Origin of the sequence: Guptibacillus hwajinpoensis, assembly GCF_020171785.1 — a bacterium.
GTDB lineage: Bacteria > Bacillota > Bacilli > Bacillales > Guptibacillaceae > Guptibacillus > Guptibacillus sedimenti.
In genome coordinates this window covers 114,810-139,750 of record NZ_JAIVAE010000010.1, presented here as the reverse complement: position 1 = coordinate 139,750, position 24,941 = coordinate 114,810, and the positions used below count along the sequence as shown (strand labels likewise).

Below are 24,941 nucleotides of genomic sequence, written 5' to 3'. Positions count from 1 at the left end.
AAATAAGAAGAGGTGTCTACATGGAAGCGGCAGTTAGCCAACAAGTAAAGCAGGATGGAAAACAAGATACGGAATCACTGAATTTATTTCACTCCACTCAAATTGTCGTGAAGGAAGCGCTGGATCAATTAGGCTATTCAGATGAGATGTATGAACTTTTAAAAGAACCAATGAGAATGCTAACTGTCCGTATTCCTGTGCGAATGGATAATGATAAGGTTCGTATTTTTACCGGATATCGGTCTCAACATAATGATGCGGTGGGACCAACAAAAGGTGGGGTGCGATTTCATCCAGAGGTAAATGAAGATGAAGTGAAGGCTTTATCTTTATGGATGAGCTTAAAATGTGGAATCGCCAATTTACCTTACGGCGGAGGAAAGGGCGGGATCATTTGTGATCCGCGCGAGATGTCTTTTCGCGAATTGGAACGGTTAAGTCGTGGCTATGTTCGTGCAATCAGTCAGATTGTGGGACCGACAAAAGATATTCCTGCTCCAGATGTTTTCACAAATTCACAAATTATGGCATGGATGATGGATGAATACAGTCGGATTCGTGAATTCGATTCTCCTGGATTCATTACGGGTAAACCAGTGGTGCTTGGTGGCTCTCATGGAAGAGAAACGGCAACTGCTCGTGGTGTAACGATCTGCATTGAAGAGGCTGCTAGAAAAAAGGGAATCAAGTTACAGGGAGCACGCGTCGTTATTCAGGGATTTGGTAATGCCGGGAGTTTCCTAGCGAAATTCATGCATGATGCTGGAGCCAAAATCATCGGAATCTCTGATGCTTATGGTGCGATTTATGATTCTGAAGGGCTTGATATTGATGACTTGCTAGATCGGCGCGATAGTTTTGGAACGGTGACAACTTTATTTAATAACACGATTACGAATAAGGAGCTCCTTGAGTTAGACTGCGATATTCTTGTGCCAGCTGCGATTTCAAATCAAATTACAATCGAAAATGCTTCAGCCATTAAAGCTGCCATTGTAGTAGAAGCTGCTAATGGACCGACAACAATCGAGGCTACAAAAATCTTAACTAAGAGGGGTATTTTACTTGTTCCTGATGTATTGGCAAGTTCAGGTGGTGTGACAGTCTCGTATTTTGAATGGGTCCAAAATAATCAGGGGTACTATTGGACCGAGGAAGAAGTAGAAGCAAGGTTGCGAAAAGTGATCGTTGAGTCTTTTGCGAAAGTTTATGAAATCTCAAAAACTTACCACGTTGATACAAGGTTAGCAGCTTATATGGCAGGAATTCGAAAGATGGCAGAAGCTTCAAAGTTTCGAGGTTGGGTTTAGATCGGATTCTATATTACTGTAACGAAAGGGAGGATGATAGAATGAATGAGATCGTTCATACAATCAACAGTCCCTACTATGGTACAATTGAACAGGTCGTTACACAGCCATTAGATTATGTATATGAGTGGGAAACATTGTTTTTAGTTAAAACAGGGGACGGTAATCTTGAACATATTAATGTTGGAGTAAGTGGACATCTTCTTTCAATAGAAGTGAGTCAGGGAGAAGAGATTACACCTGTTACAGTGTTAGGAACGTTGAGGGATGATTTGTTAATTACCGGTAGTGATTGATAAAATATAAGCGCGCCACCCTTTTCTGTTTAGGCAGAAGAGGTACATAGGTAGACCATGAATTAAACTGGAGGTAAGCGAATGAGGAGAACCGATAAGCAGATGACTTTTGGTTTAGCAATTGTTCCGTTCATAGCTATGATTGTTGCGATGGTGTTTACCATTGTCGTATTTGAAGGAAGTGCCCATATCCCTCTTATTCTAGGCGCTATTGTATCCGCTTTCATTTCTTGGTTTGTTGGTTTCAGTTGGGGTGAAATCGAATCTAGTATTTACAAAGGAATTCGTCTTGCGTTACCAGCAGTGGTTATCATCATTCTTGTAGGGATTGTGATCGGCGCATGGATTGGCGGAGGAATTGTAGCAACGATGTTTTATTATGGTTTAAAGCTCATATCGCCAGCTTTTTTCTTAGTGTCTATTGCGGTTATTTGTGCCATTGTTTCAATTGCGACGGGAAGTTCGTGGTCCACAATGGGGACAATTGGTATTGCAGGGATGGGAATAGGGATGAGTATGGACATTCCTTCTGGGATGGTTGCTGGAGCGATTATTTCAGGAGCGTACTTTGGCGATAAAATGTCCCCTCTTTCAGATACGACGAATCTCGCTTCAGGAACAGTAGGGGCAAATTTGTTCGAGCATATTAAGCATATGACGTATACTACAGTTCCCGCTTTTATCATTGCTCTAGGTGTTTACTGGTATTTAGGAACAAAATTCGCCTCAAATAAGATTGATTTTGAGAAAATCGAAGCGATTATGAAAGTGTTACAAGAAGAGTTCGTTATTTCACCTTGGCTCCTTATAGCGCCAGCTCTAGTGATTGTATTAGTATCAAAAAAAGTACCCGTTATCCCTTCCTTAATTTCTGGTATTATTCTGGGTTTTCTTGCTGATGTTTTTGTGCAGGGCGGTGATGTAGGAACAGCAGTCAATACATTGCAAAGCGGGTTTTTCATTGAAACAGGGAATGCCACAATCGATGAACTTTTCAATCGAGGTGGCATAGACGATATGATGTATACCGTCTCTCTCGTTATTTGTGCGATGACGTTTGGTGGGATACTAGAAAACACAGGAATGCTTCATGCAATTGTAAATCAAATTATTAAAATAGCAAAAACAGCAAAAGGGTTATTAACGACGACAGTTATGTCTGCCTTTGCCACAAATGTGTTAACGGCAGAGCAATATATATCAGTAGTGCTACCAGGTCGGATGTATGTAAAGAGATATAGGGAGTTAAATCTCCATCCCAAAAATTTATCAAGGGCGATCGAGGATGGGGGCACATTAACTTCTGTGTTTGTCCCGTGGAATACGTGTGCTGTATTTATCTTTGGTACGTTAGGAGTTTCTGTGATTGACTATGCGCCATATGCGATTTTAAACTATCTTGTACCTATTCTTTCAATTGCCTTTGCGTGGAGCGGTTTAACAATTGCTTATATGACAAAAGAAGAGAGAATGAACTGGGTGGAGGATGAAGAGAAGGTAGGATAATAGGGAGCGGTATGAAATAAAAAGCAGAATTCCTGTTAAGGGGATTCTGCTTTTTGAATTGATCTAAGTTTTATCCGCAAAGCTCCGTAAGAATTTTTTGGATTGTATAGATGCTATCATCCTTCTTAAACTGCTTCGAGAAGGTAGGAGTCTGTGAACTGGAAATCCAGATTTTAAGCTCTGCATCAAGATCAAAGTGTCCTGCTGTTTCAATACTGAAGTGCGAAATGCTCTTGTATGGAACAGAATGATATTCTACTTTCTTACCTGTCATACCCTGTTTGTCAACGAATAAAAGCCGTTTGTCTGTGAACACGATTAAATCTCTGACAAGCTTAAACGCAGCATTCACCTCTTCTGTGTCAGCAAGAATGTTAGACAGTTCTTTCTTCACGTCTTCTTTCTTCATTGTTGAAGCATTTCCCATAAATCCACTTAAAATGCCCATTGTAACTCCTCCTTCACATTTTTTATCATGCATTCCCTTATATTCTAGCATAGGAAGTGCCTGTCACCACCCGAACTGGCTCGAATGTTGTCGAGCAATATATGGATAAAAGAGCGTGTTCTTGCATACGTATCGAATGATGCTCGTGCTACACTCAAGTTAACAATGCAATCAGGAAGAACAGCAGTGATTACTATTAGGAGGGGTAACAATGCCATTTATGAATCTTGAAGATGATCTTGAACTTTATTATGAAGATGTGGGAATGGGGAGTCCTGTTATTTTTATTCACGGTGTTTGGATGAGTAGTCGTTTTTTCAAAAAGCAGCTTCCATACTTTAGACAGAAGTATCGAGCAATTTCTTTGGATTTAAGGGGTCATGGCCAGTCTTCTCATGTTCAAACTGGTCATACTGTAGCAAACTATGCTCGTGATCTTAAGAAGTTCATCGATGAACTTCACTTAAAAGAAGTCACGCTAGTTGGTTGGTCAATGGGAGCCTTTGTCATTTGGGAATATTTGCACCAGTTCGGTGAAGACAATGTGAAAGGAACAGTTATTGTTGATGAACTCGCATCTGACTTCAAATGGCCTGATTTTGATATTGGTGCATTCGATCTCCCCGCACTGACAGGAATGATGAGAGACATTCAATCCGATCAGAAGGCATTGCTTCAAGGGTTTATACCTCTCATGTTTAAAGAGGACCGATCTCAATCTGAGCTTGAGTGGATGTTAGCGGAGACAACAAAAATGCCAGCTTCCATTGCGAGTGCTATTTTATTCGATCAATCGATCATTGACTGCCGTCCTTATTTAAATCAAATCACGAAACCAACGCTATTGTGTTTTGGAAAAGAAGAAAAGCTCATTCCAGTAGCAGCAGGGGAGCACTTAGAACGTGAAATTCCTAACGCAAAACTTGTTTTATTTGAAGATAGCTGCCATTGTCCATTTATAGAAGAAGCTGAGCGATTTAATCGGATTGTTGATGAATTTATTGGGAGTCTGAATTAGCTTTCTGAAAAGGCAAGTAAGCCTGTTTACTTGTCTTTTTTTCTTTCAAAAAACTTTCAATTTTCCTAAAAATAGGTGTTGCTTATCCAAAAAAGCTGGGCTATAATAACATCAACGAAAGCGCTTTCGATCTAGAGGAGACAAAGATGATTACAATCTATGATTTAGCAAGAAAAACTGGATTTTCAAGTACGACCGTTTCCAAAGCACTTAATAATTATCCAGATGTTAGCAAAAAGACGAGGCAGGCCATTCTTGATACGGCTACTGAAATGGGCTACTTACCAAATGCTCATGCACAATCTCTTTCAACGAAGAAATCATGGACAATAGGCGTCATGTTTTCGGAAGACAATCAAATCGGGATGAAGCATCCATTTTTCAGTGCTGTTATTGAAAGCTTTCGAAAACATGCTGAGAAGGAAGGGTATGATCTTATTCTTGCTTCTAGGAACCTCCGTAACAGAGGATCAAGTTATCTTGAGCACTTCATGTATCGAGGTGTGGATGGCATTGTAGTCATCTGCTCAGATCCAAATGATCCACAGGTGCAAGAAATGATAGATGCTAGCATTCCAATTGTTGTTATTGATATGAGTAATCGAAACTGCAGTGTCGTATTCTCTGATAACCTTTCTGGTGGTGCACTTGCAATTAACTACTTGTATTCGCTCGGCCATACAAAGATCGCCCATATATCAGGCGAACCTTCTATCTATGCTGGCCAAGTAAGAATTCAAGGTTACTCAGACGCAATGAAGAAGTTAAAGCTTCCGATTTTAGAGGGCTATCTTGTAAATGGTGGAATGTTTTCTATTGAAGAAGGCGCGAAAGCCATGGATAAGCTTCTTGATTTAAAAGAGCCTCCTACAGCTATCTTTGTAGCAGGGGACCATATGGCCATAGGTGCAATGGAAGTTGCTAAGAAAAGAGGATACAATATCCCGGATGATATCTCGATCATTGGTTATGATGATATCGAAATGGCAAGTTATGTAACACCGAAATTAACAACAATTAAACAGGATACTGATTCAATTGGCATTCGTGCAACCCAGCTTCTTATGAAGCAAATCATTCAAAAGAAAAAAATCATCACAGAAGAAATTATCCCAGTCGAGTTAATTGAAAGAGAATCTTGTAAACGACTAAAGAAAAAATAAATTTTTTTAGCCGCTTAAGAAACCGCTTTCAATGAAGGGGATTTATATTTTTGGTTAAATCGAAACCGGTTTCGATTTTATTTTATACCCATTTCGAAACCGGTTTCGCTAATCATACATTCTTTGAAAAAAGGAAGGGGCTTATCCATGAAAAAGGTTATTGGTCTTATGATGTCACTCGTCTTATTGTTTGGTATTTTAGCTGGTTGTTCAAACTCGGAGTCTTCAGGAGAAGCAAAAGGGGATAAAGATGTTGATTTAAAAGTTTGGTCTTTTACCGATGAGTTAAAGAAACCAATTACAAAATTCGAAGAAAAAAATGGTGTGAAAATCGAGCTAACAATTGTACCGATTGCTGACTACCCTACTAAGCTTAAGCCTGTTCTTGAAAGTGGCGTAGGCGCACCAGATGTGTTTACGGGAGAAATCGCGTTTTTGAAGCAGTGGGTAAATGCTGGTTACTGGGAAAACCTTTCTGAGAATCCTTATAACGTAAATGAACTTGCAGATAACTATGTGCCTTATGTTTTTGACTTAGGTAAGGACGAGAATGGTGATGTAAGAGCATTATCGTGGCAAACAACACCTGGTGGAATTTACTACAAGCGTAGCATTGCGAAAGAAGTGCTTGGCACTGATGATCCTGATGAAATTGGTGAAATGCTAACGTCAATGGATAAAGTATTTGAAGTGTCAGAAAAAATGAAGGAAAAAGGTTACCGTATGTTCCCAGATGAAGGTTCAATTCGCTGGTTCTCTCAAGGTGATGATCCTCAAGCATGGGTTAATGAAAAGGATGAATTAAAATTAACAGATCAAAAAATCGAATTTCTAGATTATGCGAAAAAACTTCGTGAAGAGAGCTATACAGCGCTTGCTCCAGAATGGTCACCTTCATGGTTTGAAGCAATGGATAAGCCAATTAAGGTAAAAGAAAATGGCGATGAAACTGAAACAGAAGTTTTCTCTTATGTTCTTCCTACATGGGGGCTACATAGTGTCTTGAAGACAAATGTAGAAGATTCTGTTGGAGACTGGGCAGTAACGAGTGGTCCTAGTCCGTATTTCTGGGGTGGAACTTGGTTAGGGGTCTACAACAAGTCTGAGAATAAAGAGCTTGCGTATGATTTTGTGAAAATGATGACACAAGATGATGAATTCCTAACAGATTGGGCGAAAGAAACAGGCGATGTTCTTTCTTACCTTCCAGTTACGAATGAAATCAAAGGCGATTTCAGTGATGAGTTCCTTGGTGGACAAAACAACTACCAGTTCTTCCTTGAGCAAGCAAAGAGCATTGAGCCAGGTATCGTCACAAAGTACGATCAGCAGCTTGATACATTTTATGGTAATGCGGTTCAGGAGTATGTAGACGGTAAGAAATCAAAAGACGAAGCGATTGCTGAATTTTATAAGAAAGCACAAAATGCTTACCCTGAATTAAAGGTACCAAAGAAGTAAGAAGTGTAAGCGGTGTAAGGATTCTTATACCGCTTATCTTATTTTGAAAGGAGCGACGAGATGAAGAATCTGAACCGCTATGGCTATGCCTTTATAGCTCCGTTTTGGATCATTTTTCTCATATTTAATATCTATCCAGTAGCACTAACCTTCTACTATAGTTTTACAAATTACAGCGGTAGTGGAACAGCAGAAGTAGTAGGCTTTGCGAACTACCAACGATTAATTGCTGACTCCTATTTTGTAGAGGCATTTTTTAATACATGGAAAATCTGGGGTGTGAACTTTGCTCTCCAAATTGTCATTGCCCTTATTCTAGCTATGATTTTCTCAGACGCGCGAGTGAAGATGAAGGGACTTTCATTCTTCCGCTCGATCTTCTATCTACCAAATTTAATTACCGTCAGTTCGGTAGCTCTATTATTTGGCATTCTACTAGATTGGCAGCACGGATCGTTAAATATGGTTTTAATGAATATCGGGGTTATCTCAGAGCCTATTAACTGGTTGAATCAGCCAACAACTGCTCAACTTTCAGTATCTCTTATTCTCACATGGATGTGGTTTGGCCATTCCTTCATCGTCGTTATGGCGGGAGTATCAGGAATTTCCACTGATTTCTATGAAGCTGCTTTAATTGACGGAGCGAATCGTTGGCAAACCTTCACCAAAATTACGCTTCCTTTGTTAAAGCCGATCCTTCTTTACATTATGATTACCTCGTTAATTGGTGGTCTCCAGCTCTTTGATTTACCTATGCTTTTAACAGATGGTATTGGTTCTCCGGATGGATCGTTAAATACGATGGTTCTCTACTTATACAACCAGGCATTTAAGTACAACAATTATGGTTACGCTGCTGCCGTTGCATACGGGCTGTTTATTATTACAGTGATTTTCTCAGCAATTGTCTTTAAATCAATGTATGGCAACGAGCGTAAACAAGCGAGGCGGGTGTAAATCATGATCGACCGATCAGAAATCGAAAACAATGTGACGCCTGAACAATTGGCAAAAAGAACGCTAATCCCTCAAGAAAAGAAGACGAAGAAGCGTCGCTCGAGTGTGAAGGGAATCATTTATACGCTACTCATTTTAACTGCGGTTATTTGTTTTATTCCATTCCTTATGATGCTTGTCAATGCAACGCGTTCAAATGATGCGATTCTTACTGGGTTTACATTAATTCCTGGTACAGCACTAATGGAGAACTATCGCACGATGATGGAATACGTAAACATCTGGAATGGTTTTAAAAATAGTTTAATAATTTCGGTACTTGTGACGCTTTTAACTGGTTACTTTTCAGCTCTAACTGCGTATGGCTTTGCTTTCTATACATTTAAAGGTAAAAATTTCTTGTTCGTTTTTATGCTTGTGATGATGATGGTACCAGGTCAGTTAGGTCTTATTGGGTTCTATGAGCTTTGTAAAAACCTTGGCATTCTGGATACATTCATCCCATTGATTGTTCCTGCAGTTGCTAGTCCATTTGTCGTTTTCTTCTTACGTCAGTACATTCAAACAACGCTTCATCCTAGTTTAATTGAAGCGGCTCGGATTGACGGAGCAAGCGAATTGCGGATCTTCCATACGGTTGCGATTCCGATCATGATGCCAGCAGTAGCAACGATGTCGATCTTTACTTTCATCGGCTCATGGAACAACTACATTATGCCGTTAGTGATTCTATTTTCACCAGAAAAGTACACGCTACCGGTTTTGATGGGATTCCTAAAAGGTTCACAGGTCGCACAGAATTTAGGTTCTATGTATCTAGGTATCGCAATTTCTGTTGTACCGATCATGATCGCCTTTCTATTTTTATCTAAATACATCGTTAATAGTATTTCAGCAGGAGCTGTTAAAGAGTAGGGGAGTGGAAGTATATGAATTTCAATAAAGACTTTACGTTTGGAACGGCAACATCTTCGTATCAAATTGAAGGAGCCCACAACGAGGGAGGAAGAACTCCTTCCATCTGGGACATGTTCTGTGATATCCCAGGTAAAGTGTATGAACAGCACAATGGTAATGTAGCTTGTGATCACTACCATCGCTATGAAGAAGACATCCAAATTATTAAAGAACTTGGGGTAGACAGTTACCGCTTCTCCATCGCTTGGCCACGAATATTCCCAGCGAAGGGGGATTATAATCCAGACGGAATGGCCTTCTACAAAACATTAGCAAAACGATTGCGTGAAGAAGGCATTAAGCCAGCTGTTACTCTCTACCACTGGGACCTTCCAATGTGGGCACATGAAGAAGGCGGATGGGTCAACCGAGATTCAGTCGAGTGGTTCTTGGATTATGCAAAAGTTTGCTTCCGTGAGCTTGATGGATTAGTAGATTCATGGATTACGCACAACGAACCTTGGTGTGCTGGCTTCCTTGGGTATCATATGGGCGTTCATGCTCCAGGACATACGAACTTAGATGAAGCTGTTCGTGCTGTTCACCATATGCTTTTATCTCATGGAGAAGCGGTGAATCTGTTGAAAAATGAATTTACTTCGACGACATCCATTGGGATTACGTTAAATTTATCGCCTGTTTATCCGAAAACGGATTCAGTTAACGATCGCCTTGCAGCAAATAACTCAGATGGTTACTCGAATCGCTGGTTCTTAGATCCAGTTTTTAAAGGAAGCTACCCGGTAGACATGATGAACTTGTTCTCTAAATATGTTCATAATTTTGATTTTATTCAAGATGGCGATTTGCAGACAATCTCTACACAATGCGATTTCTTCGGTATTAACTTTTATAGCCGTGGTTTAGTCGAATTTAATGCGGCCAATGATTTTATGACCCAGGGGGCATATTCTGATTACGAAAAAACCGGAATGGGCTGGGATATCGCACCAAATGAATTTAAGGACCTCATTAGAAGATTAAGAAATGAATATACAGATCTTCCAATTTATATTACGGAAAATGGCGCAGCGTACGATGATAAGGTGGAAGACGGACGAGTTCACGATCAAAAGCGAATCGATTACGTAGAAAAGCATCTTCAAGCTGTTTCAGATTTAAATGAAGATGGCATGAACATTCAGGGTTACTATTTGTGGTCGTTGCTTGATAATTTCGAATGGAGCTTTGGGTATGATAAGCGTTTTGGCATAATCTACGTGAATTATGAAACGCAGGAACGAATCTGGAAAGACAGTGCATTGTGGTATGCGGATATTGTGAAGAATAGAGGATCCGTTCTGCCACTCAATGCATAAAAGGAAGGGGCATTCTGTGAAAACAAAAACAATGACTCATATTCAATCGGCTAGAGATAATGGAGATCTTCTTAACGTTAAAGAACCACTAGAAGTCTCATCTCTTCCAAATGAAGATGCTACTCAGATTAAGCTGAATCCAAATGAAACCTATCAAACATTACTAGGGTTTGGTGGTGCCTTTACAGAGGCATCTGCTCATACCCTTTCTCTTATTAGCGAAGAGAAAAGGAATGAAGTTATTCATCGCTATTTTCATCCAGAAGAAGGACTTGGTTATCGTTTCGGTCGTACTCATATAAATAGCTGTGATTTTTCGTTAGGTAACTATACGTATGTTGAAGAAAATGATACATCTTTATCAACCTTTTCAATTGAGCGGGAAAAGGAACTTGTCATTCCATTGATAAAAGATGCGACTAAGGTAGCTGGAGTAAGCTTATCTATCGTTTCTTCGCCATGGAGTCCTCCGCATTGGATGAAAAGCAATCATGAAATGAATCATGGTGGAAAGCTTCTTCCTGAGTTTCAATCAACTTGGGCGAACTATTACATGAAGTATGTTGACGCAATGGAAGCGGAAGGTATCCCGATTTGGGGATTAACGATCCAGAATGAACCTGAAGCAAAGCAAGTATGGGACTCTTGTCTTTATACAGCAGAAGAAGAACGAGATTTCATTAAAAACCACCTTGGACCCGAAATACGGAAGAACGGTAGAGACGATCTTAAAGTGATTATCTGGGACCACAATCGAGACGTTGTTTATGAACGGGCAAGTAAAGTTTTGTCTGACCCAGAAGCAGCTCAATATGTTTGGGGAACTGGACTTCATTGGTACGTTTCTGAGGAGTTCGAAAATCTTTCAAAAGTTCACAATGCTTTCCCTGATAAGCACCTTATCTTCACAGAAGGTTGCATTGAAGGAGGAGTGCAACTCGGTGCGTGGCATACTGGTGAGCGATACGCGCGGAACATAATTGGAGACTTGAACAACTACTTAGAAGCATGGATTGATTGGAATATTGTATTGAATGAAGAAGGCGGTCCGAATCACGTAGGAAATTATTGTGATGCACCGGTCATTGTTGATACGAAAACAGGTGAAGTTCATTACAATAGTTCTTTTTATTATATCGGTCACTTTAGTAAGTATGTAAAGCCTGGCGCCGTTCGGATATCATGTACTGCTTCTAACAATGCTATTCAACTAACGGCTTTTCAAAATCCGACTGGAGAAATAGTCGTTATTCTTATGAATGAAAATGATGAAGAACATGCTGTTAATCTGGAGCTCGAGGAACAGAATGTAGCTGTCCAGATGCCTGGTCATTCGATCTCTACAATTCTTATATAAAGACATCTTTTAAAATTTGAGGAGGACCATTTTTTATGCGAAGTGTTATACCCGTTCTACTTGCCGGTGTTCTTGCTTTAAGTCCTGCGATTCCAACCGCTGCCTCCAGTCACGATAAAGGAAAAGAAAAAAACGATAGTGAACAAGTTGTTGCGAAACCCTTTCATCCTGCTGTAATGAAAGGGAAAGTCCACGGAACAACAAAATTGAGAGCTTCTGTTCAAGATGATCTGCATCTTGCTGTGAAGATCTCAAATAAAGCAATCAAAGCTAAAGTAGGAGAAGCTGTGCCGAGTGATCGGACTGTTACGAATCCTTATGTCTCTGGAACAGATTTATCTGGTGTGGATGAAGAAATTAACAAGTTCGTGATGCTTTACGTCCTTGATGAAGATAATGAAATCGTGGACTATAAGCAAATTGAGTTAAAGAAAAGCGACATTCAAAAAGAAGAATGGAACCTCGTATGGGAAGATGAATTTAATGGTGAGTCAATTAACGAAGAAAAGTGGAACTTTGTCCAAGGTGGCGGTGGTTATGGGAACAACGAGTGGCAAAATTATACGAATCGAGAAAAAAACGCTCGTGTGGAAGATGGATCTTTAGTCATTGAGGCTCATAAGGAGCAATTCAGAGGAAATGACTATACATCTGCAAAGTTAACCACCCAGAATAAAGGCGATTGGACGTATGGACGATATGAAATTAAAGCGAAACTTCCAAAAGGACAGGGGATGTGGCCAGCGATCTGGATGATGCCGACAGATTATGAGCTTTATTCAGGTTGGCCAGCAACTGGTGAAATCGATATTATGGAGCTTCTCGGCCATGATCCTGATACCGTATATGGAACTCTACATTACGGAAAGCCGTGGAAGAATACAGGTGAATCCTATGATCTTCCTGTAGGCGATTTCTCAGATGAGTATCATACGTTTACATTAGACTGGGAGCCAGGCGAATTTCGCTGGTATGTAGATGGTATTCTTTATGCAAAGCAAAATGACTGGTTTACTAAAAATGAAAATGAAGCGGCACCTTATACGTATCCTGCACCTTTCGATCGCGATTTTTTCTTACAGCTTAACTTAGCTGTTGGAGGAAATTGGCCAGGTTACCCAGATGAGTCAACTCTATTTCCAAACCAGATGCTCGTTGATTATGTGAAAGTATATGAGCTTGATGGTGAGTACCGTGAAGCAGGCGAGCGGCCGATAACTGAAGAAAGTGTTCAAGATTTACGAGAACCGATAAATGGTGACTACGTTTATAACGGTCAATTTGATACAGACCTCGAATACTGGGATTTTCAACCCTTTGAACCATCCGATTTATTTGGTGGTGTAGGGGAAGTGACTGTAGTCGATGGAGAAGCAAATGTGACGATATCTGATCCAGGCGACCAGTCATATGCGGTTCAGTTTGTTCAACCCAATGTACCACTTGAGAATGGCGAACGTTATAAGCTTTCGTTTCATGCACGCTCAAGCGGTGATCGTGGAATGGTTGTGAATGTTTCTGGTCCTGAGCAGGGGTTTGCTAGATATCTGTCAGATAAAAGTGTAAACCTGTCTTCAAATTATCAAACTTACTCATACGAATTTGAGATGGAAAATGGGACAGATCCTCATTCCCGCATCGAGTTCAACATGGGGCAGAGTTCAGATTTACCAGTTTGGATTGATAATGTCAGTCTCGTTAAACTGCCAAAGGATCCGAATGCGTCGAAAAAAGTTCTTCCTACTGGTAACTATATTTACAACGGAACATTTGATCAAGGAAATGACCGAATGGTTTTCTGGGATCTTGAGAAGGAAGGAAAAGCGAAGGCAAGTGCTTCTGTAGGTGAAGCAATTCCATCTCGTGAAATGACAGTTGATGTTAAACAATCAAATGAACTTGAGGACGTACGTCTCAGTCAGGATAATTTGAATGTAGAAGAAGGTGTTTACGTTCTGACCTTCGATGCAAAAGCGGATGAAGCAAGATCAATTGGAGTACGATTGACAGATAAAGCTCGTTCACAGGAGTATGTTAGGGATGAGAACATTTCCATTACAGAAGAGATGAGCTCTTATCAAGTTATGATTGATATGAAAGAAACCGATTCTAAAACGGTATTTGAATTTTTACTAGGCGGAAGCAATCGCTCGAGCGTTACGATTGATAATGTAGAAATGAAACGCGTAGCACCACCCGTTACGATTGAAGGCGTAACGAAAGTAGAGGCAGAAGATTTTCAATCGATGTCCGGCGTTCAGATTGGAGAAGATGGCAAAAGTGTTGGCTGGATTGATGAAGGTGATTGGATGCAGTATGCAGTAGATGTGAAAGAAGAGGGCAATTATACTGTACGTTATCAAGTCGCTTCAGGTCGAGATGGAGCTAATGTCACATTGTTGAGTAAAGCGGGGAATGTGTACGATGGCACACGAGAAATGGGTGAAATTTTAGTTGGAGAAGCCGATCAACTAACTTCTATCGACGTTGCCCAAACAGGTGGATGGGGGACTTGGAAAACTGTTACAGACACAATCTATTTAGAAAAGGGTCTTCAAACGCTTCAGGTGAATGCGGCTAATCTGAACTTAGATTGGCTCATCTTTTCACCAGAGCAATCCGATACTGAAACCGTAATAAGAAATGGTGATTTTTCCGATGGATTAACAAATTGGGGCTCTTGGTGGGGAGATCAGTGGAGCGGTAAAGCTGAAGGAGAAATCACTCATGAAGATGGCCAGATGAAGATCATGGTTTCAAAAACGGGTGAGCAGTCATACAGTCCTCAAGTATTCCAGGAAAATCTTTTCTTAGAAGAAGGAACAACGTATACTGTATCATTTGATGCTAACGCCACAGTGACAAAAGATATTAACGTTGTTATCGGTGAACCATTAACATCAGATCCTTGGTTCATTCCGTTCATGGAAACAAAAAAGGTTTCGATTGGAGAAGAAGTAGAAACGCATTCGTTTATGTTCCAGATGGATCAAGCAACAAGTGCAAATGGAAAGATTGTCTTTGAAGTTGGAAAAATTGATGGTACTGCTACGCCATCAACGATCGTGTTAGATAACGTAGAGATAGTGCCTGTCACTACCCGATAAAGGGAAGAAATTGTCGAAAAAAGAGTTGGGTCAAGGTTTACTTGGTCTAACTCTTTTTCATTTACTTTCGTACACAGTAGATAACAATTTTTTGACGAATAAAGGAGTATTTTGAAATCTGTCGAATGTTTAAAATTGGAATATGATCTTATGGATTGGGGTGGCGAAATGATTGAATTGAAGAAAAAGGGCGATTCCATTAATCTTTCAAAAACAAGCATGCCTTTAGGCGAGATCCTCGTCAATCTTAATTGGACTGAAGGAAGCAATGAGCAGTCATCTGGATTTTTCTCTAGTTTGTTTAAGAATAAAACACAAAATCAACATACAGACCTCGATCTCGGTTGCCTCTTTGAATTGAAGAACGGAAAAAAGGGGTGCGTTCAAGCGCTAGGGAACGCATATGGGTCTTTTGATCAAATTCCTTATATGCAATTGGATGCGGATGATCGAACGGGTGCAGTTGCTGGTGGAGAAAACTTGCGAATTAATGGGAGTCGTATTTCAGAAATCAAGCGCGTTCTCATTTATGCATTTATCTATGAAGGAGCAGTAAATTGGTCGGAAGCTGATGGGGTTGTCACGTTAACATACGATGATGGAGAGGATATTACTGTGAAATTAGATGATCATCGCAACGGACAAAATATGTGTGCCATTGCCATGATCGAAAATATTAATGATAAGACATTTAAAGTAAGAAGACTTGTAGAGTACTTCAGTGGACATCAACAAATGGATCGGGCCTACAAATGGAAGATGAAATGGACCGCAGGATCTAAATAGCTTTCATACAAAAGAAGGAGTCAAACATGACAAGAATATGGTTTAATCGATGGTTTACAACAGTTGCCCATTACATAGAAATGATTCGACAGAACCATGACGGAAAGGTGTTCGAAGTATATGGTTCACACCCGAATGAAGATGCCTTGTATTTACAGTATTGCGATCAAGCGTTTGTAGAACCTGATCTAAGTGGGCATGCGTACGTTGAGTACTGCCTTCAGATTTGTATCGATAAGGAAATCGATTTGTTTATTCCGCGTAAAGAAAATGTCCTCATCTCAAGGAACCTTTCGAAATTCCACAGCATTGGTGTAAAAGTTCTCGTAAGTGATGCAGAACTGATGGCTCTTATGGACAATAAAGCTGCCATGTACCAATCCATTCTTACGAAGGAAAAAGAGCTAAAGAAATCAATTGTGCCTCTTCCGGACTATGTGGTTGTAAACAAAGTGGAAGATTTTAAAAAAGCGTATCATTATCTTCGAGAGAAGGGTCATACGGTTTGTTTCAAGCCTGTAATCGGGGAAGGTGCGAATGGTTTTCGTGTGATAAAAGAGGAGCAGGAAACGATTGAAGAGCTTCTGACAGAAGGAGTTTCGAGAAGGATTTCGTATGAACATGCATGCTCAATCTTAAGTCAGCAAGAGTCATTTCAAGATTTGATGGTACTAGAGTATTTAGATGGATATGAATATAGCATTGACTGCCTTGCGTACAATGGCGATCTACATCTTGCTATCCCTCGAAAGAAGGTAGAAGGACGAGTAAGGGAACTTGAGGAAAATGAGGAGTTACTTCAAATTGCGCGGGCGATTCATCAAGAGTATCAAATTGATTATATTTCAAATATTCAAGTGAAGTTCAGCAATGGCATTCCAAAGCTTCTTGAAATTAATCCAAGGATGGCCGGCGGACTAAACATTAGCTGTTTATCAGGCATTAACATTCCTTATGAAGCGATCAAGTTGTTACAAAATGGTGGAAATGAATTTCTAAAGTTAGATCCCGCAATGGGAATACGCGCCAGTCATATCGAAAAAGAAGTTGTTCTTTCTTAATATGAAGGAGGTAACCAGATGAGTATTACATTAATGAAAAAGAACGCAGGTATTGTGTTAAAGAAGAAAAATCTTGATCAAGTTGTCGCAAGAGTAGGACTTGTCCTAGATATCAGCGGATCAATGCGAAAACTATATAAAGAAGGTACTGTACAAAAAGTAGTTGAGCGTGTTCTGGCCGTTGCAAGTCAATTTGATGATGATGGTTCATTAGATGTGTGGGTCTATGATAATGAATTTAGTCGGTTAAAACCTGTAACAGAATTTGATTTCGAAGGATACGTAGATCATCAAATACTTTCGAACGACCTCGTTCATAAATTTGGTAGAAACGATGAACCTAAAGTAATGGAAGATGTTATTAATAAATACGTTAAAGAAGACCCATCTAAAGAGCCGGTGTTCATTGTGTTTATTAATGATGGTGGCTGTAAACGTGGAATTAAGAAAGCGATTGTTGAATCCTCAGACCAACCACTTTTTTGGCAGTTTATTGGAATAGGAGATTCTAATTTTGATGTGCTAGAGAAATTGGATACCATGACGGGGAGGTTCATAGATAACGCCAACTTCTTCCATATAGAAGATATCGACCGGACAAGTGATGAAGTATTGTACAATAATCTTCTAAATGAATTTCCAGATTGGTTGAAAGAAGCAAGAGAAAAGAAAGTGATACAGTAGCGTTAACAGAATCGACAAAATCTTTTCAATTTATTAGAGTTGACCAGGGGTTAAAGGATTCATTTTAGCTGAAAATATGTTAGTTTTAAATAGAAAGAATCTGTTTTTGCTGTTAAAACAATTTTTTTGTTGAAACTTGAAACTTTTCAAAGTTAGGCACGTATTACAGAATAGGCAGCTAACGATTAAATTTAATACGCATACTATCATAATCGATTTAAATCTACTAACAGGAGTGAAACGATTTGACAATTTCTTTGCAGAAAGGTCAACGAATTGACTTAACAAAAGGAAATGCCGGCTTATCAAAAATTATGGTTGGTCTTGGTTGGGATCCAGTTGAACAAAAGAAAGGTGGCCTTCTTGGTGGTCTTTTTGGAGGCGGAAGCGGTGGCGCTAACGTAGACTGTGATGCTTCAATCTTAATGCTTGAAGATGATAAGTTAACTTCTAAGAAAGATTTAATTTATTTTGGTAATTTAAAAAGCGCATGTGGAAGTATTAATCACACAGGTGACAATTTAACGGGTGCAGGAGACGGTGATGATGAACAAATTATGATCGATCTCGGACAAGTTCCACAACGCATTACGAAGCTCGTTTTTGTTGTTAATATTTATGATGCCGTAAAACGTAAACAGGATTTTGGTATGATTCAGAACGCGTTTATTCGCGTAGTCAATCAATCAAATCAAGAAGAGATGCTTAAATTTAATCTTACAGATAACTACTCTGGTAAGACAAGCCTATTCGTTGCAGAAATCTATCGCCACGGTAGTGAATGGAAATTTGCTGCTATTGGAAATGGAACGAACGATGCAGGGTTAAGCGATATTGCGAAAAAATACTAAACTACTATAATACTAAAGGGGCTGACTAGCATGGCTGTATCATTATCTAAAGGACAAAAAGTAGATTTAACAAAAACAAATCCTGGACTTTCAAAAGTTATCGTAGGACTTGGTTGGGACACGAACAAATACGATGGTGGAAATGACTTTGACCTGGACGCAAGCATCTTCCTATTAGATAGCACTGGTAAGTGTTCTTCTGATAAAGATTTTGTTTTCTATAATCAAACTGAAGGTGGCGGCGGTTCGGTTGTTCATACAGGTGATAACCGTACTGGTGAAGGTGCAGGAGATGACGAGCAAGTAAAAGTTCATCTTCAAGATGTGCCAGCTGAAATTGAGAAAATTTCATTCGTCATTACAATTCATGATGCTGAAGCACGTAACCAGAATTTCGGTCAAGTATCGAATGCATTCGTACGCATTTTAAATGAAGATTCAAATGAAGAGCTCATCCGTTACGACCTAGGAGAAGATTTCTCAATTGAAACGGCGATTATTGTAGGTGAACTATACCGTCATAACGGCGAATGGAAATTCTCTGCAGTTGGATCAGGTTATCAAGGTGGACTTGCTAGAATTGCAACTGATTTTGGTTTACAAGTCGGATAAATTCTTCTTTTTGGCAAGAGGGACACTCCCTCTTGCCATTCCAATATAAACGCGAATTGGGGGATCACATTGGGAATTCAACTATCTAAAGGGCAGAGAATTGATTTAACAAAAACGAATCCAGGACTCGTTAAAGGACTTATTGGGCTTGGTTGGGATACGAATAAATATCAAGGTGGTTCGGACTTTGATTTGGATGCATCAGCTTTTCTAGTTGATGCCAATAATCGTTGTCAAAATGACCTGGATTTCATTTTCTATAACAATTTGGAACATCCGAGTAAATCCGTGATTCATACAGGTGATAACCGTACGGGTGAAGGTGATGGCGACGATGAACAGCTGATCGTTGATTTTTCCAAAATCCCAGCTCATGTTGATAAAATCGGGATTACCGTAACGATTCATGATGGTGAGTCGCGGCATCAGAACTTTGGACAAGTATCCAACGCATTTGTTCGGCTTGCGGATGAATCCACTGGAGAAGAGCTCTTGCGCTTTGACCTTGGAGAAGACTTCTCAATTGAAACGGCAGTTGTCGTTTGTGAGTTGTATCGCCACGGTAGCGAATGGAAATTCAATGCAATTGGGAGTGGGTTCTCAGGTGGACTTGCTTCGCTTTGCAGAAATTATGGCCTTGAGGTTTAAGGCTTAGCTAGTTGACATTAGGAGGAAACATCAAGTGGAAATTTTACAAGAAATTCTTAACACATATGCCTCTTTCTTTGATTGGGAAATGTGGGGGGAAGTTTTAACTGACCCTGTTGCATGGGGGCTTATTGGTACATTGGTTCTTCTGGAAGGGTTGTTATCAGCCGATAATGCACTCGTTCTTGCCGTTATGGTGAAACACCTTCCGCCAGAGCAACGTAGAAAAGCGTTAACGTATGGTTTAATCGGTGCTTATTTCTTCCGATTCTTATTTATTGGTATCGGAATGTTTCTTATTAAATTCTGGTGGATCAAAGTATTTGGTGCTGCATACCTTGCTTGGATTGTCATTCAACACTTTAGAAATAAGGGTGGAGAAGAAAGCACAGAGGGTATGAAAAAAGATACCTGGCTTGTGCGTACATTCGGGTTGTTCTGGGCTACTGTCATTTCAGTAGAACTTATGGATATCGCTTTCTCTGCTGATAGCATCTTAGCTGCACTAGCTATTTCAGAACAGGTATGGGTATTGTTACTTGGAGGAATGATCGGTATTCTTCTTATGAGAACAGTAGCTGGCGTTTTCCTTAAATTAATCGAAAGAGTACCTGAAATGGAAAATACAGCGTTTGTATTGATTGCAATTATTGCCTTGAAGATGTTCTTAAGTGTTTTCCATATTGAAGTTCCTCACGTAGCATTCTTTGGTATCATCGTGCTTGCGTTCCTTGGAACATTTGTTGTTCATTATATTAATAATCGAAATCGTCCTTACGCAGAAGAAACAGCTTCAGCAAAAGAGAACGAATAGCAGAAAAAGGAGGAGACGCTGGTGCTCTCCTTCTTTTTTATACGGTTAAATCGTTTTTTATAAATAAGAAGTGATTACAGGGGGTGAAGAAGCTGGAATATTTTCAATACCTATCAGAAATACAGAAAGAGCATATCTTCTTTAAGAAGCCAGCTCCAATGAGTAAACATGTAGGACGAGAACAGCTTGCTTATGCGGTTGGCGCTGCTTTATATATGCCTGCAATACGAAAAGATATTGCAACGATCGTGATCCAAGAAAAGTATAAAGAAGTGGTGACAATTGTTCTTGATCTTGAAGATGCGATTGGTGACAACCGTGTCGATGAGGCGATCGATCAAACGGTGGAACATCTATCAGCCATTGAAGAAGCGATGGTTTGCGGGAAATTAAATTGGGAGAGCTTACCCCTCTTATTTATTCGCGTTCGCTCTGCCAATCAACTAAAAGAAGTGGCAAGAAAATTAGAAACTTCCATACATTATCTAACAGGATTTGTGTTTCCTAAGTTCTCCACAAGTAATGGTAGAGATTACTTACATACTTTAAGAGATGTGGAAATGACCGCAGGAACACGATTATACGGGATGCCAATATTAGAGTCTCCAGAGCTTTTCTATAAGGAAACTCGCTATACGGAGTTCCATTCACTTTCATTATTGTTCCAAGAATATGAATCTTCCATACTAAATGTACGTATCGGGGCCACAGATCTTTGTGGACTTTATGGAATACGTAGAAGTGCACAGTCAACGATTTATGATATTTCAGTAATGCGAGATTTTATAGCAGATGTGGTCAACTATTTTGGGAGAAGCTTTGTCGTTTCTGGTCCTGTTTGGGAGTATTTCAATCATCGACAGGAATTAAGAGAGCATGGAGAGCAGAACGTCTCTGATTATAATACTGGACTATTAAATGAGACCTTGCTTGATCTAACGAATGGTTTAATCGGAAAGACGGTTATTCATCCCTCACACCTAAACGTTGTTCAAAGCGTAAATGTTGTGTCAAAAGAAGAATATCTCGATGCTGTTAGTATTCTAGAGAATGCAAATGGCGATATCGGCGTTCTAAAAAGTAATTCTCAAAACAAAATGAATGAGATTAAGCCACATTATAAGTGGGCAGTAAAAGTTATGGCGAAATCAACGATCTATGGGGTGTATCATGACAAGTATAATTTCTTCAAAATGCTTACCGAAACAGTACCATATTCCGATCCTGTCGGATATGAACGTTAATCTTGAGATTACTCAAAATGCGTTAAATATTCCAATTGCTGAGTTTTTCAACATGGCAGCACGCATCAATAAAAAACGAGGCTTTTTATTTGTTAGTAAAATACTTGGCAAGCATCTTCCAGTCAATCCGTATACACCACTGCTTGCTTCAGGCCTTCTTGCTTCTACATATTATGAACGAGTCACAGGGCACTCGGTTCATGATCTTTCAGAAATTCGTGATGGTTTTTTAAGTGATCAAAACGAAGACATTCAAAAGGCTTACGAGCTGTTGCAAAAGAATTCACTTGCTCTTCTAGAAGCCCCGATTGTCATTGGGTTTGCTGAAACGGCGACTGCACTTGGTCATGGAGTATTTGATTGCTTCCAACAAGGCTATTATATCCACACAACCCGTGAGAATATAGGTGATCTTGTACCAGAGTTCAATTTTAAAGAAGAACACTCACATGCAGTAGATCAACGCTGTTATGCTAATCGATCGATTCTTGAGAAATCCAATCCAATCCTATTGGTGGATGATGAAATTACGACGGGCAAAACATGTCTTAACATTATTCGCGAGCTTCACGCTAAATATCCTCGCGAGCATTATGCGGTCCTTTCTTTATTAGATTGGCGATCCGAAGATAACATGAAACAATATCAGACATTGGAAAAAGAGCTCGGTATAACAATACGTGTTGAATCTCTTCTTAAAGGAACGATTGCGTTTGAAGGGAAGCCTCTAGAACGCCCGATCAATGAGTTTCATGCTAATGAAGATCCGAGTAAGGAAACGGTTATCAATCGAATAAACCTGGCATCTGTATTTCTTTCTTCACCCCAGAACGGCTACCTTTCTTATAGTGGGAGGTTTGGCCTTAACGAAGCGGATAAAGCGGTGATAGAAGAATCATGTCAGAAGGCTTCAGAGCTATTAAACAAAGAACACCATGGTGGAAAGACATTATGTCTTGGAACGGGCGAGTTTATGTACATTCCAATGAAGATTGCCTCTTACTTGGATGGAGATATCTCCTATCATTCTACTACGAGAAGTCCAATCCAACCGGTTAAGCTAAAGGATTATGCCATAACAGAAGGGTTCACTTTTCAAAATCCAGAAGATCATACTATTCAACACTATGTCTATAACATTCCAAAAGGCGAATATGACGAGGTATTTATTTTCTTTGAAAAATGGGTGTCAGACGACAATGCTATGGAAATCGCATCATTATTAAAAGAACGAGAAATCAAAACGGTTCATATCGTTTCATGTTCGTGAAGAAAGGAATGAAAGAATTGACTGCACAGATTACAAGAATGGGAAGCTATCCTGAGAAAGATGTCACTTTTCTTTTAAAAGATTTATCAGAAATAACGATGGAAAAAAGCACCGATGAAAGAGAGCAAGCGATTCAACAAGGCACTCACTATTCAGAAATGCTACCAATTGAATATAAGCCTACTGAAGAATACATGAAACTGTTCTACGCTTCACTTGAGGAAACAAAACATAAAGTCGCCGTAGCTGTAGGTGTGGTGGCCGAACAAATTGTAGCGGAAAGAGGCTTTCAAACCGTGTTGGCTTCTTTAGCTCGAGCAGGAACGCCAATCGGGGTTCTGATCAAACGCTACCTTGCTTATAAGTATGATCAAAATTTTGCTCATTACAGCATTTCGATCATTCGCGATAGAGGGATTGATGAGGAAGCGCTTCGATATATATTAAATGAACATCCTGGTTACTCAATTTCATTTATTGATGGTTGGACGGGTAAAGGAGCGATTACAAACGAATTAACGAAGTCAGTTTCTGAATTTAATAAAATGACAGGAGCGAATCTATCAAGTGAATTAGCTGTATTAGCTGATCCGGGTGATTGCTCGTCTCTCTTTGGAACGCGAGAAGATTTTCTTATTCCAAGTGCTTGTCTAAATTCAACTGTTTCAGGACTTGTTAGTCGTACCGTGTTAAATAAACGTTGGATTCATAAAGGGGATTTCCATGGAGCGAAGTACTACTCAGAGCTGTCTTCAGAAGATGTTTCAAATTTGTATGTCGATACGATTTGCAGTCAGTTTCCTTTCATACAGAACGAAGTAAAAAGCGGATTCGAAGCGATTGCTAAGGAGAAGCGGAAGCCTGAATGGAAAGGGTTAGAATCAATTGAGAATATCCAGCGCGATTTTGGTATAACGAATAATCACCTTATTAAACCAGGTGTTGGTGAAACAACGAGAGTTTTGCTACGACGGGTGCCCTGGAAGATCCTCGTTCACCCAAACGCTGAAATGAATCTTGAACATATTCTCATTTTGGCAAGGGATCGGGGCGTGCCAATAGAAGAGTACTCTAATATGTCTTATTCATGCTGTGGGCTCATTAAGCCACTGGAGAAAGAATAATGAGGGCTTTCGCGAGCGATTTAGATCGCACTTTAATTTATTCTCATCGCATGATTGTTCCTACTACTACAACAGACGTTCATTTGATTGAAACGCTTGATGGAAAAGATATTTCTTATATTTCGAGTTATTCGCGTAAAGCTTTGCAGCAACTGAATAATGACATCTACTTTATTCCTGTTACAACGAGAACGATTGAACAGTACCAACGAATTACACTTTTTCAAACTGCCATTCAACCAGAGTATGCAGTGACAAGCAATGGCGGCTATATTTTAAAGAATGGGAAAGTAGTAAAGGAGTGGTCAGATCAGTTAAAAGCCTCTCTCGAAACGTGTTTATCTCTTCCTGTTTTTATCCGTCAACTAGAGGAACGAATGACAGGGAACTGGGTGGAGCGAATTCGCCAGGCCGATCATCTCTTTATATATCTCATTATTCGCCGTGAGCAAGTATCCCGAGAAGAACTTTCTTCATTGTTTGAATGGGCACGTGAACAAGGTTGGCAACCGAGTCTTCAAGGAAGAAAGCTGTACTTTGTCCCAAATCCAGTAAACAAATGGAAAGCGGTCGAGTATCTGAAAAATGAGCTGGGGCTTTCTTACGTTTATACAGCCGGAGACTCATTATTAGACTATGAGCTTATTAAGCATGGCGACTATGGAATTGTTCCGTTGCATGGTGAAGTTCTTGAAAGCTATCCAGATTTACATAAAACAGAAGCACATGGGATGGCTGCTTCGGACGAGATTCTGTTATCGATTATGGAAGACTTGTCATCAAGCAAGCGTTTTTCAGAACAAAACAGTTAAGCATGGAAGAAATAGTATGTTATTCTGAAAGATAGAAAATGTTATATTGATGGAAAGAGCGCGACTACGTTTTAAAAAGTGTAGGAATGTAAGGAGGATTGATCCTAATAGACCATCCTCCGGAAAGGAATGA

The 24,941-nt window shown here is 39.8% G+C and carries 22 protein-coding genes and 1 pseudogene; 22 read left to right on the top strand and 1 reads right to left on the bottom strand.

The features are described 5' to 3' along the window. The first annotated feature begins 20 nt into the window (after positions 1-20). From LCL91_RS15640 to nhaC, 3 genes are all read left to right on the top strand, one after another. The gene (locus LCL91_RS15640) at positions 21-1,310 is read left to right on the top strand and encodes a Glu/Leu/Phe/Val family dehydrogenase (RefSeq protein ID WP_224883690.1); all 1,290 of its coding nucleotides are present in this window, start codon (positions 21-23) and stop codon (positions 1,308-1,310) included. Positions 1,311-1,351: 41 nt separating this feature from the next. Then, entirely contained in the window at positions 1,352-1,606 is a 255-nt protein-coding gene (locus LCL91_RS15635; RefSeq protein WP_224883689.1) for a hypothetical protein, read from the top strand. A gap of 81 nt (positions 1,607-1,687) precedes the next feature. Then, a complete protein-coding gene (nhaC, locus tag LCL91_RS15630) occupies positions 1,688-3,112 on the top strand; it encodes a Na+/H+ antiporter NhaC (RefSeq protein WP_224883687.1) in 1,425 nt (474 codons plus the stop codon). A gap of 70 nt (positions 3,113-3,182) precedes the next feature. Here nhaC and LCL91_RS15625 read toward each other — a convergent pair whose 3' ends face one another. Then, positions 3,183-3,560, bottom strand: a complete 378-nt coding sequence (locus tag LCL91_RS15625) for a PH domain-containing protein (RefSeq protein WP_224883685.1) — start codon at positions 3,558-3,560, stop codon at positions 3,183-3,185. 211 nt (positions 3,561-3,771) lie between these two features. On the opposite strand from LCL91_RS15625, the gene LCL91_RS15620 reads away from it, so the two are divergent. The 19 genes and pseudogenes from LCL91_RS15620 (at position 3,772) to LCL91_RS15530 (ending at position 24,808) form a co-directional block, all read left to right on the top strand. Further along, positions 3,772-4,578, top strand: a complete 807-nt coding sequence (locus tag LCL91_RS15620; RefSeq protein WP_224883682.1) for an alpha/beta fold hydrolase — start codon at positions 3,772-3,774, stop codon at positions 4,576-4,578. A gap of 146 nt (positions 4,579-4,724) precedes the next feature. Continuing rightward, positions 4,725-5,741 carry a LacI family DNA-binding transcriptional regulator gene (locus LCL91_RS15615; protein ID WP_224883680.1) on the top strand — a complete coding sequence of 339 codons (1,017 nt, stop codon included), beginning with the start codon at positions 4,725-4,727 and terminating at the stop codon, positions 5,739-5,741. A gap of 147 nt (positions 5,742-5,888) precedes the next feature. After that, on the top strand, positions 5,889-7,202 hold the full coding sequence (locus LCL91_RS15610) for an ABC transporter substrate-binding protein (protein WP_224883678.1): 1,314 nt from the start codon (positions 5,889-5,891) through the stop codon (positions 7,200-7,202). A gap of 60 nt (positions 7,203-7,262) precedes the next feature. Beyond that, on the top strand, positions 7,263-8,162 hold the full coding sequence (locus tag LCL91_RS15605; protein ID WP_098446197.1) for a carbohydrate ABC transporter permease: 900 nt from the start codon (positions 7,263-7,265) through the stop codon (positions 8,160-8,162). 3 nt (positions 8,163-8,165) lie between these two features. Further along, positions 8,166-9,077 (top strand): carbohydrate ABC transporter permease, encoded by a 912-nt coding sequence (locus LCL91_RS15600; RefSeq protein ID WP_224883676.1) that lies wholly within the window; start codon positions 8,166-8,168, stop codon positions 9,075-9,077. Positions 9,078-9,091: 14 nt separating this feature from the next. Then, positions 9,092-10,438 (top strand): GH1 family beta-glucosidase, encoded by a 1,347-nt coding sequence (locus LCL91_RS15595; RefSeq protein ID WP_224883674.1) that lies wholly within the window; start codon positions 9,092-9,094, stop codon positions 10,436-10,438. A 31-nt stretch (positions 10,439-10,469) separates the two neighbouring features. Beyond that, on the top strand, positions 10,470-11,795 hold the full coding sequence (locus tag LCL91_RS15590) for a glycoside hydrolase family 30 protein (RefSeq protein ID WP_255640066.1): 1,326 nt from the start codon (positions 10,470-10,472) through the stop codon (positions 11,793-11,795). A 35-nt stretch (positions 11,796-11,830) separates the two neighbouring features. After that, entirely contained in the window at positions 11,831-14,902 is a 3,072-nt protein-coding gene (locus tag LCL91_RS15585) for a carbohydrate binding domain-containing protein (RefSeq protein WP_224883670.1), read from the top strand. A 171-nt stretch (positions 14,903-15,073) separates the two neighbouring features. Further along, positions 15,074-15,688, top strand: a pseudogene (locus LCL91_RS15580) (TerD family protein); the annotation flags it as partial. Positions 15,689-15,714: 26 nt separating this feature from the next. Further along, a complete protein-coding gene (locus LCL91_RS15575) occupies positions 15,715-16,749 on the top strand; it encodes an ATP-grasp domain-containing protein (RefSeq protein WP_224883668.1) in 1,035 nt (344 codons plus the stop codon). Between the two features lie 18 nt (positions 16,750-16,767). Beyond that, positions 16,768-17,433, top strand: coding sequence for a vWA domain-containing protein (locus tag LCL91_RS15570; RefSeq protein ID WP_224883666.1), 666 nt, complete (start codon positions 16,768-16,770; stop codon positions 17,431-17,433). A 245-nt stretch (positions 17,434-17,678) separates the two neighbouring features. Then, the gene (locus LCL91_RS15565) at positions 17,679-18,284 is read left to right on the top strand and encodes a TerD family protein (protein WP_159780993.1); all 606 of its coding nucleotides are present in this window, start codon (positions 17,679-17,681) and stop codon (positions 18,282-18,284) included. Positions 18,285-18,314: 30 nt separating this feature from the next. Further along, positions 18,315-18,896, top strand: a complete 582-nt coding sequence (locus LCL91_RS15560) for a TerD family protein (protein WP_224883663.1) — start codon at positions 18,315-18,317, stop codon at positions 18,894-18,896. Positions 18,897-18,965: 69 nt separating this feature from the next. Beyond that, positions 18,966-19,544, top strand: coding sequence for a TerD family protein (locus LCL91_RS15555; protein WP_224883661.1), 579 nt, complete (start codon positions 18,966-18,968; stop codon positions 19,542-19,544). 88 nt (positions 19,545-19,632) lie between these two features. Continuing rightward, positions 19,633-20,358 (top strand): TerC family protein, encoded by a 726-nt coding sequence (locus LCL91_RS15550; protein ID WP_255640065.1) that lies wholly within the window; start codon positions 19,633-19,635, stop codon positions 20,356-20,358. A 158-nt stretch (positions 20,359-20,516) separates the two neighbouring features. Continuing rightward, entirely contained in the window at positions 20,517-21,602 is a 1,086-nt protein-coding gene (locus LCL91_RS15545) for an HpcH/HpaI aldolase/citrate lyase family protein (RefSeq protein ID WP_369522965.1), read from the top strand. Further along, positions 21,529-22,872: a phosphoribosyltransferase family protein gene (locus LCL91_RS15540; RefSeq protein WP_369522964.1), complete on the top strand. Its 1,344-nt coding sequence runs from the start codon at positions 21,529-21,531 to the stop codon at positions 22,870-22,872. The genes LCL91_RS15545 and LCL91_RS15540 overlap by 74 nt, the downstream gene beginning before the upstream one ends. A 38-nt stretch (positions 22,873-22,910) precedes the next feature. After that, the gene (locus LCL91_RS15535; protein ID WP_425589693.1) at positions 22,911-23,996 is read left to right on the top strand and encodes a cysteine protease StiP family protein; all 1,086 of its coding nucleotides are present in this window, start codon (positions 22,911-22,913) and stop codon (positions 23,994-23,996) included. Beyond that, entirely contained in the window at positions 23,996-24,808 is an 813-nt protein-coding gene (locus LCL91_RS15530) for an HAD family hydrolase (RefSeq protein WP_224883655.1), read from the top strand. Before LCL91_RS15535 ends, LCL91_RS15530 begins: the two co-directional genes overlap by 1 nt. Positions 24,809-24,941 lie beyond the last annotated feature (133 nt).

Bases quoted from the DNA above. Each gene is read 5' to 3' on its own strand.
- LCL91_RS15640 (WP_224883690.1), top strand. From the start codon at position 21: ATGGAAGCGGCAGTTAGCCAACAAGTAAAGCAGGATGGAAAACAAGAT.
- LCL91_RS15635 (WP_224883689.1), top strand. From the start codon at position 1,352: ATGAATGAGATCGTTCATACAATCAACAGTCCCTACTATGGTACAATT.
- nhaC (WP_224883687.1), top strand. From the start codon at position 1,688: ATGAGGAGAACCGATAAGCAGATGACTTTTGGTTTAGCAATTGTTCCG.
- LCL91_RS15625 (WP_224883685.1), bottom strand. From the start codon at position 3,560: ATGGGCATTTTAAGTGGATTTATGGGAAATGCTTCAACAATGAAGAAA.
- LCL91_RS15620 (WP_224883682.1), top strand. From the start codon at position 3,772: ATGCCATTTATGAATCTTGAAGATGATCTTGAACTTTATTATGAAGAT.
- LCL91_RS15615 (WP_224883680.1), top strand. From the start codon at position 4,725: ATGATTACAATCTATGATTTAGCAAGAAAAACTGGATTTTCAAGTACG.
- LCL91_RS15610 (WP_224883678.1), top strand. From the start codon at position 5,889: ATGAAAAAGGTTATTGGTCTTATGATGTCACTCGTCTTATTGTTTGGT.
- LCL91_RS15605 (WP_098446197.1), top strand. From the start codon at position 7,263: ATGAAGAATCTGAACCGCTATGGCTATGCCTTTATAGCTCCGTTTTGG.
- LCL91_RS15600 (WP_224883676.1), top strand. From the start codon at position 8,166: ATGATCGACCGATCAGAAATCGAAAACAATGTGACGCCTGAACAATTG.
- LCL91_RS15595 (WP_224883674.1), top strand. From the start codon at position 9,092: ATGAATTTCAATAAAGACTTTACGTTTGGAACGGCAACATCTTCGTAT.
- LCL91_RS15590 (WP_255640066.1), top strand. From the start codon at position 10,470: ATGACTCATATTCAATCGGCTAGAGATAATGGAGATCTTCTTAACGTT.
- LCL91_RS15585 (WP_224883670.1), top strand. From the start codon at position 11,831: ATGCGAAGTGTTATACCCGTTCTACTTGCCGGTGTTCTTGCTTTAAGT.
- LCL91_RS15575 (WP_224883668.1), top strand. From the start codon at position 15,715: ATGACAAGAATATGGTTTAATCGATGGTTTACAACAGTTGCCCATTAC.
- LCL91_RS15570 (WP_224883666.1), top strand. From the start codon at position 16,768: ATGAGTATTACATTAATGAAAAAGAACGCAGGTATTGTGTTAAAGAAG.
- LCL91_RS15560 (WP_224883663.1), top strand. From the start codon at position 18,315: ATGGCTGTATCATTATCTAAAGGACAAAAAGTAGATTTAACAAAAACA.
- LCL91_RS15550 (WP_255640065.1), top strand. From the start codon at position 19,633: ATGTGGGGGGAAGTTTTAACTGACCCTGTTGCATGGGGGCTTATTGGT.
- LCL91_RS15545 (WP_369522965.1), top strand. From the start codon at position 20,517: ATGAGTAAACATGTAGGACGAGAACAGCTTGCTTATGCGGTTGGCGCT.
- LCL91_RS15540 (WP_369522964.1), top strand. From the start codon at position 21,529: ATGACAAGTATAATTTCTTCAAAATGCTTACCGAAACAGTACCATATT.
- LCL91_RS15535 (WP_425589693.1), top strand. From the start codon at position 22,911: ATGGGAAGCTATCCTGAGAAAGATGTCACTTTTCTTTTAAAAGATTTA.
- LCL91_RS15530 (WP_224883655.1), top strand. From the start codon at position 23,996: ATGAGGGCTTTCGCGAGCGATTTAGATCGCACTTTAATTTATTCTCAT.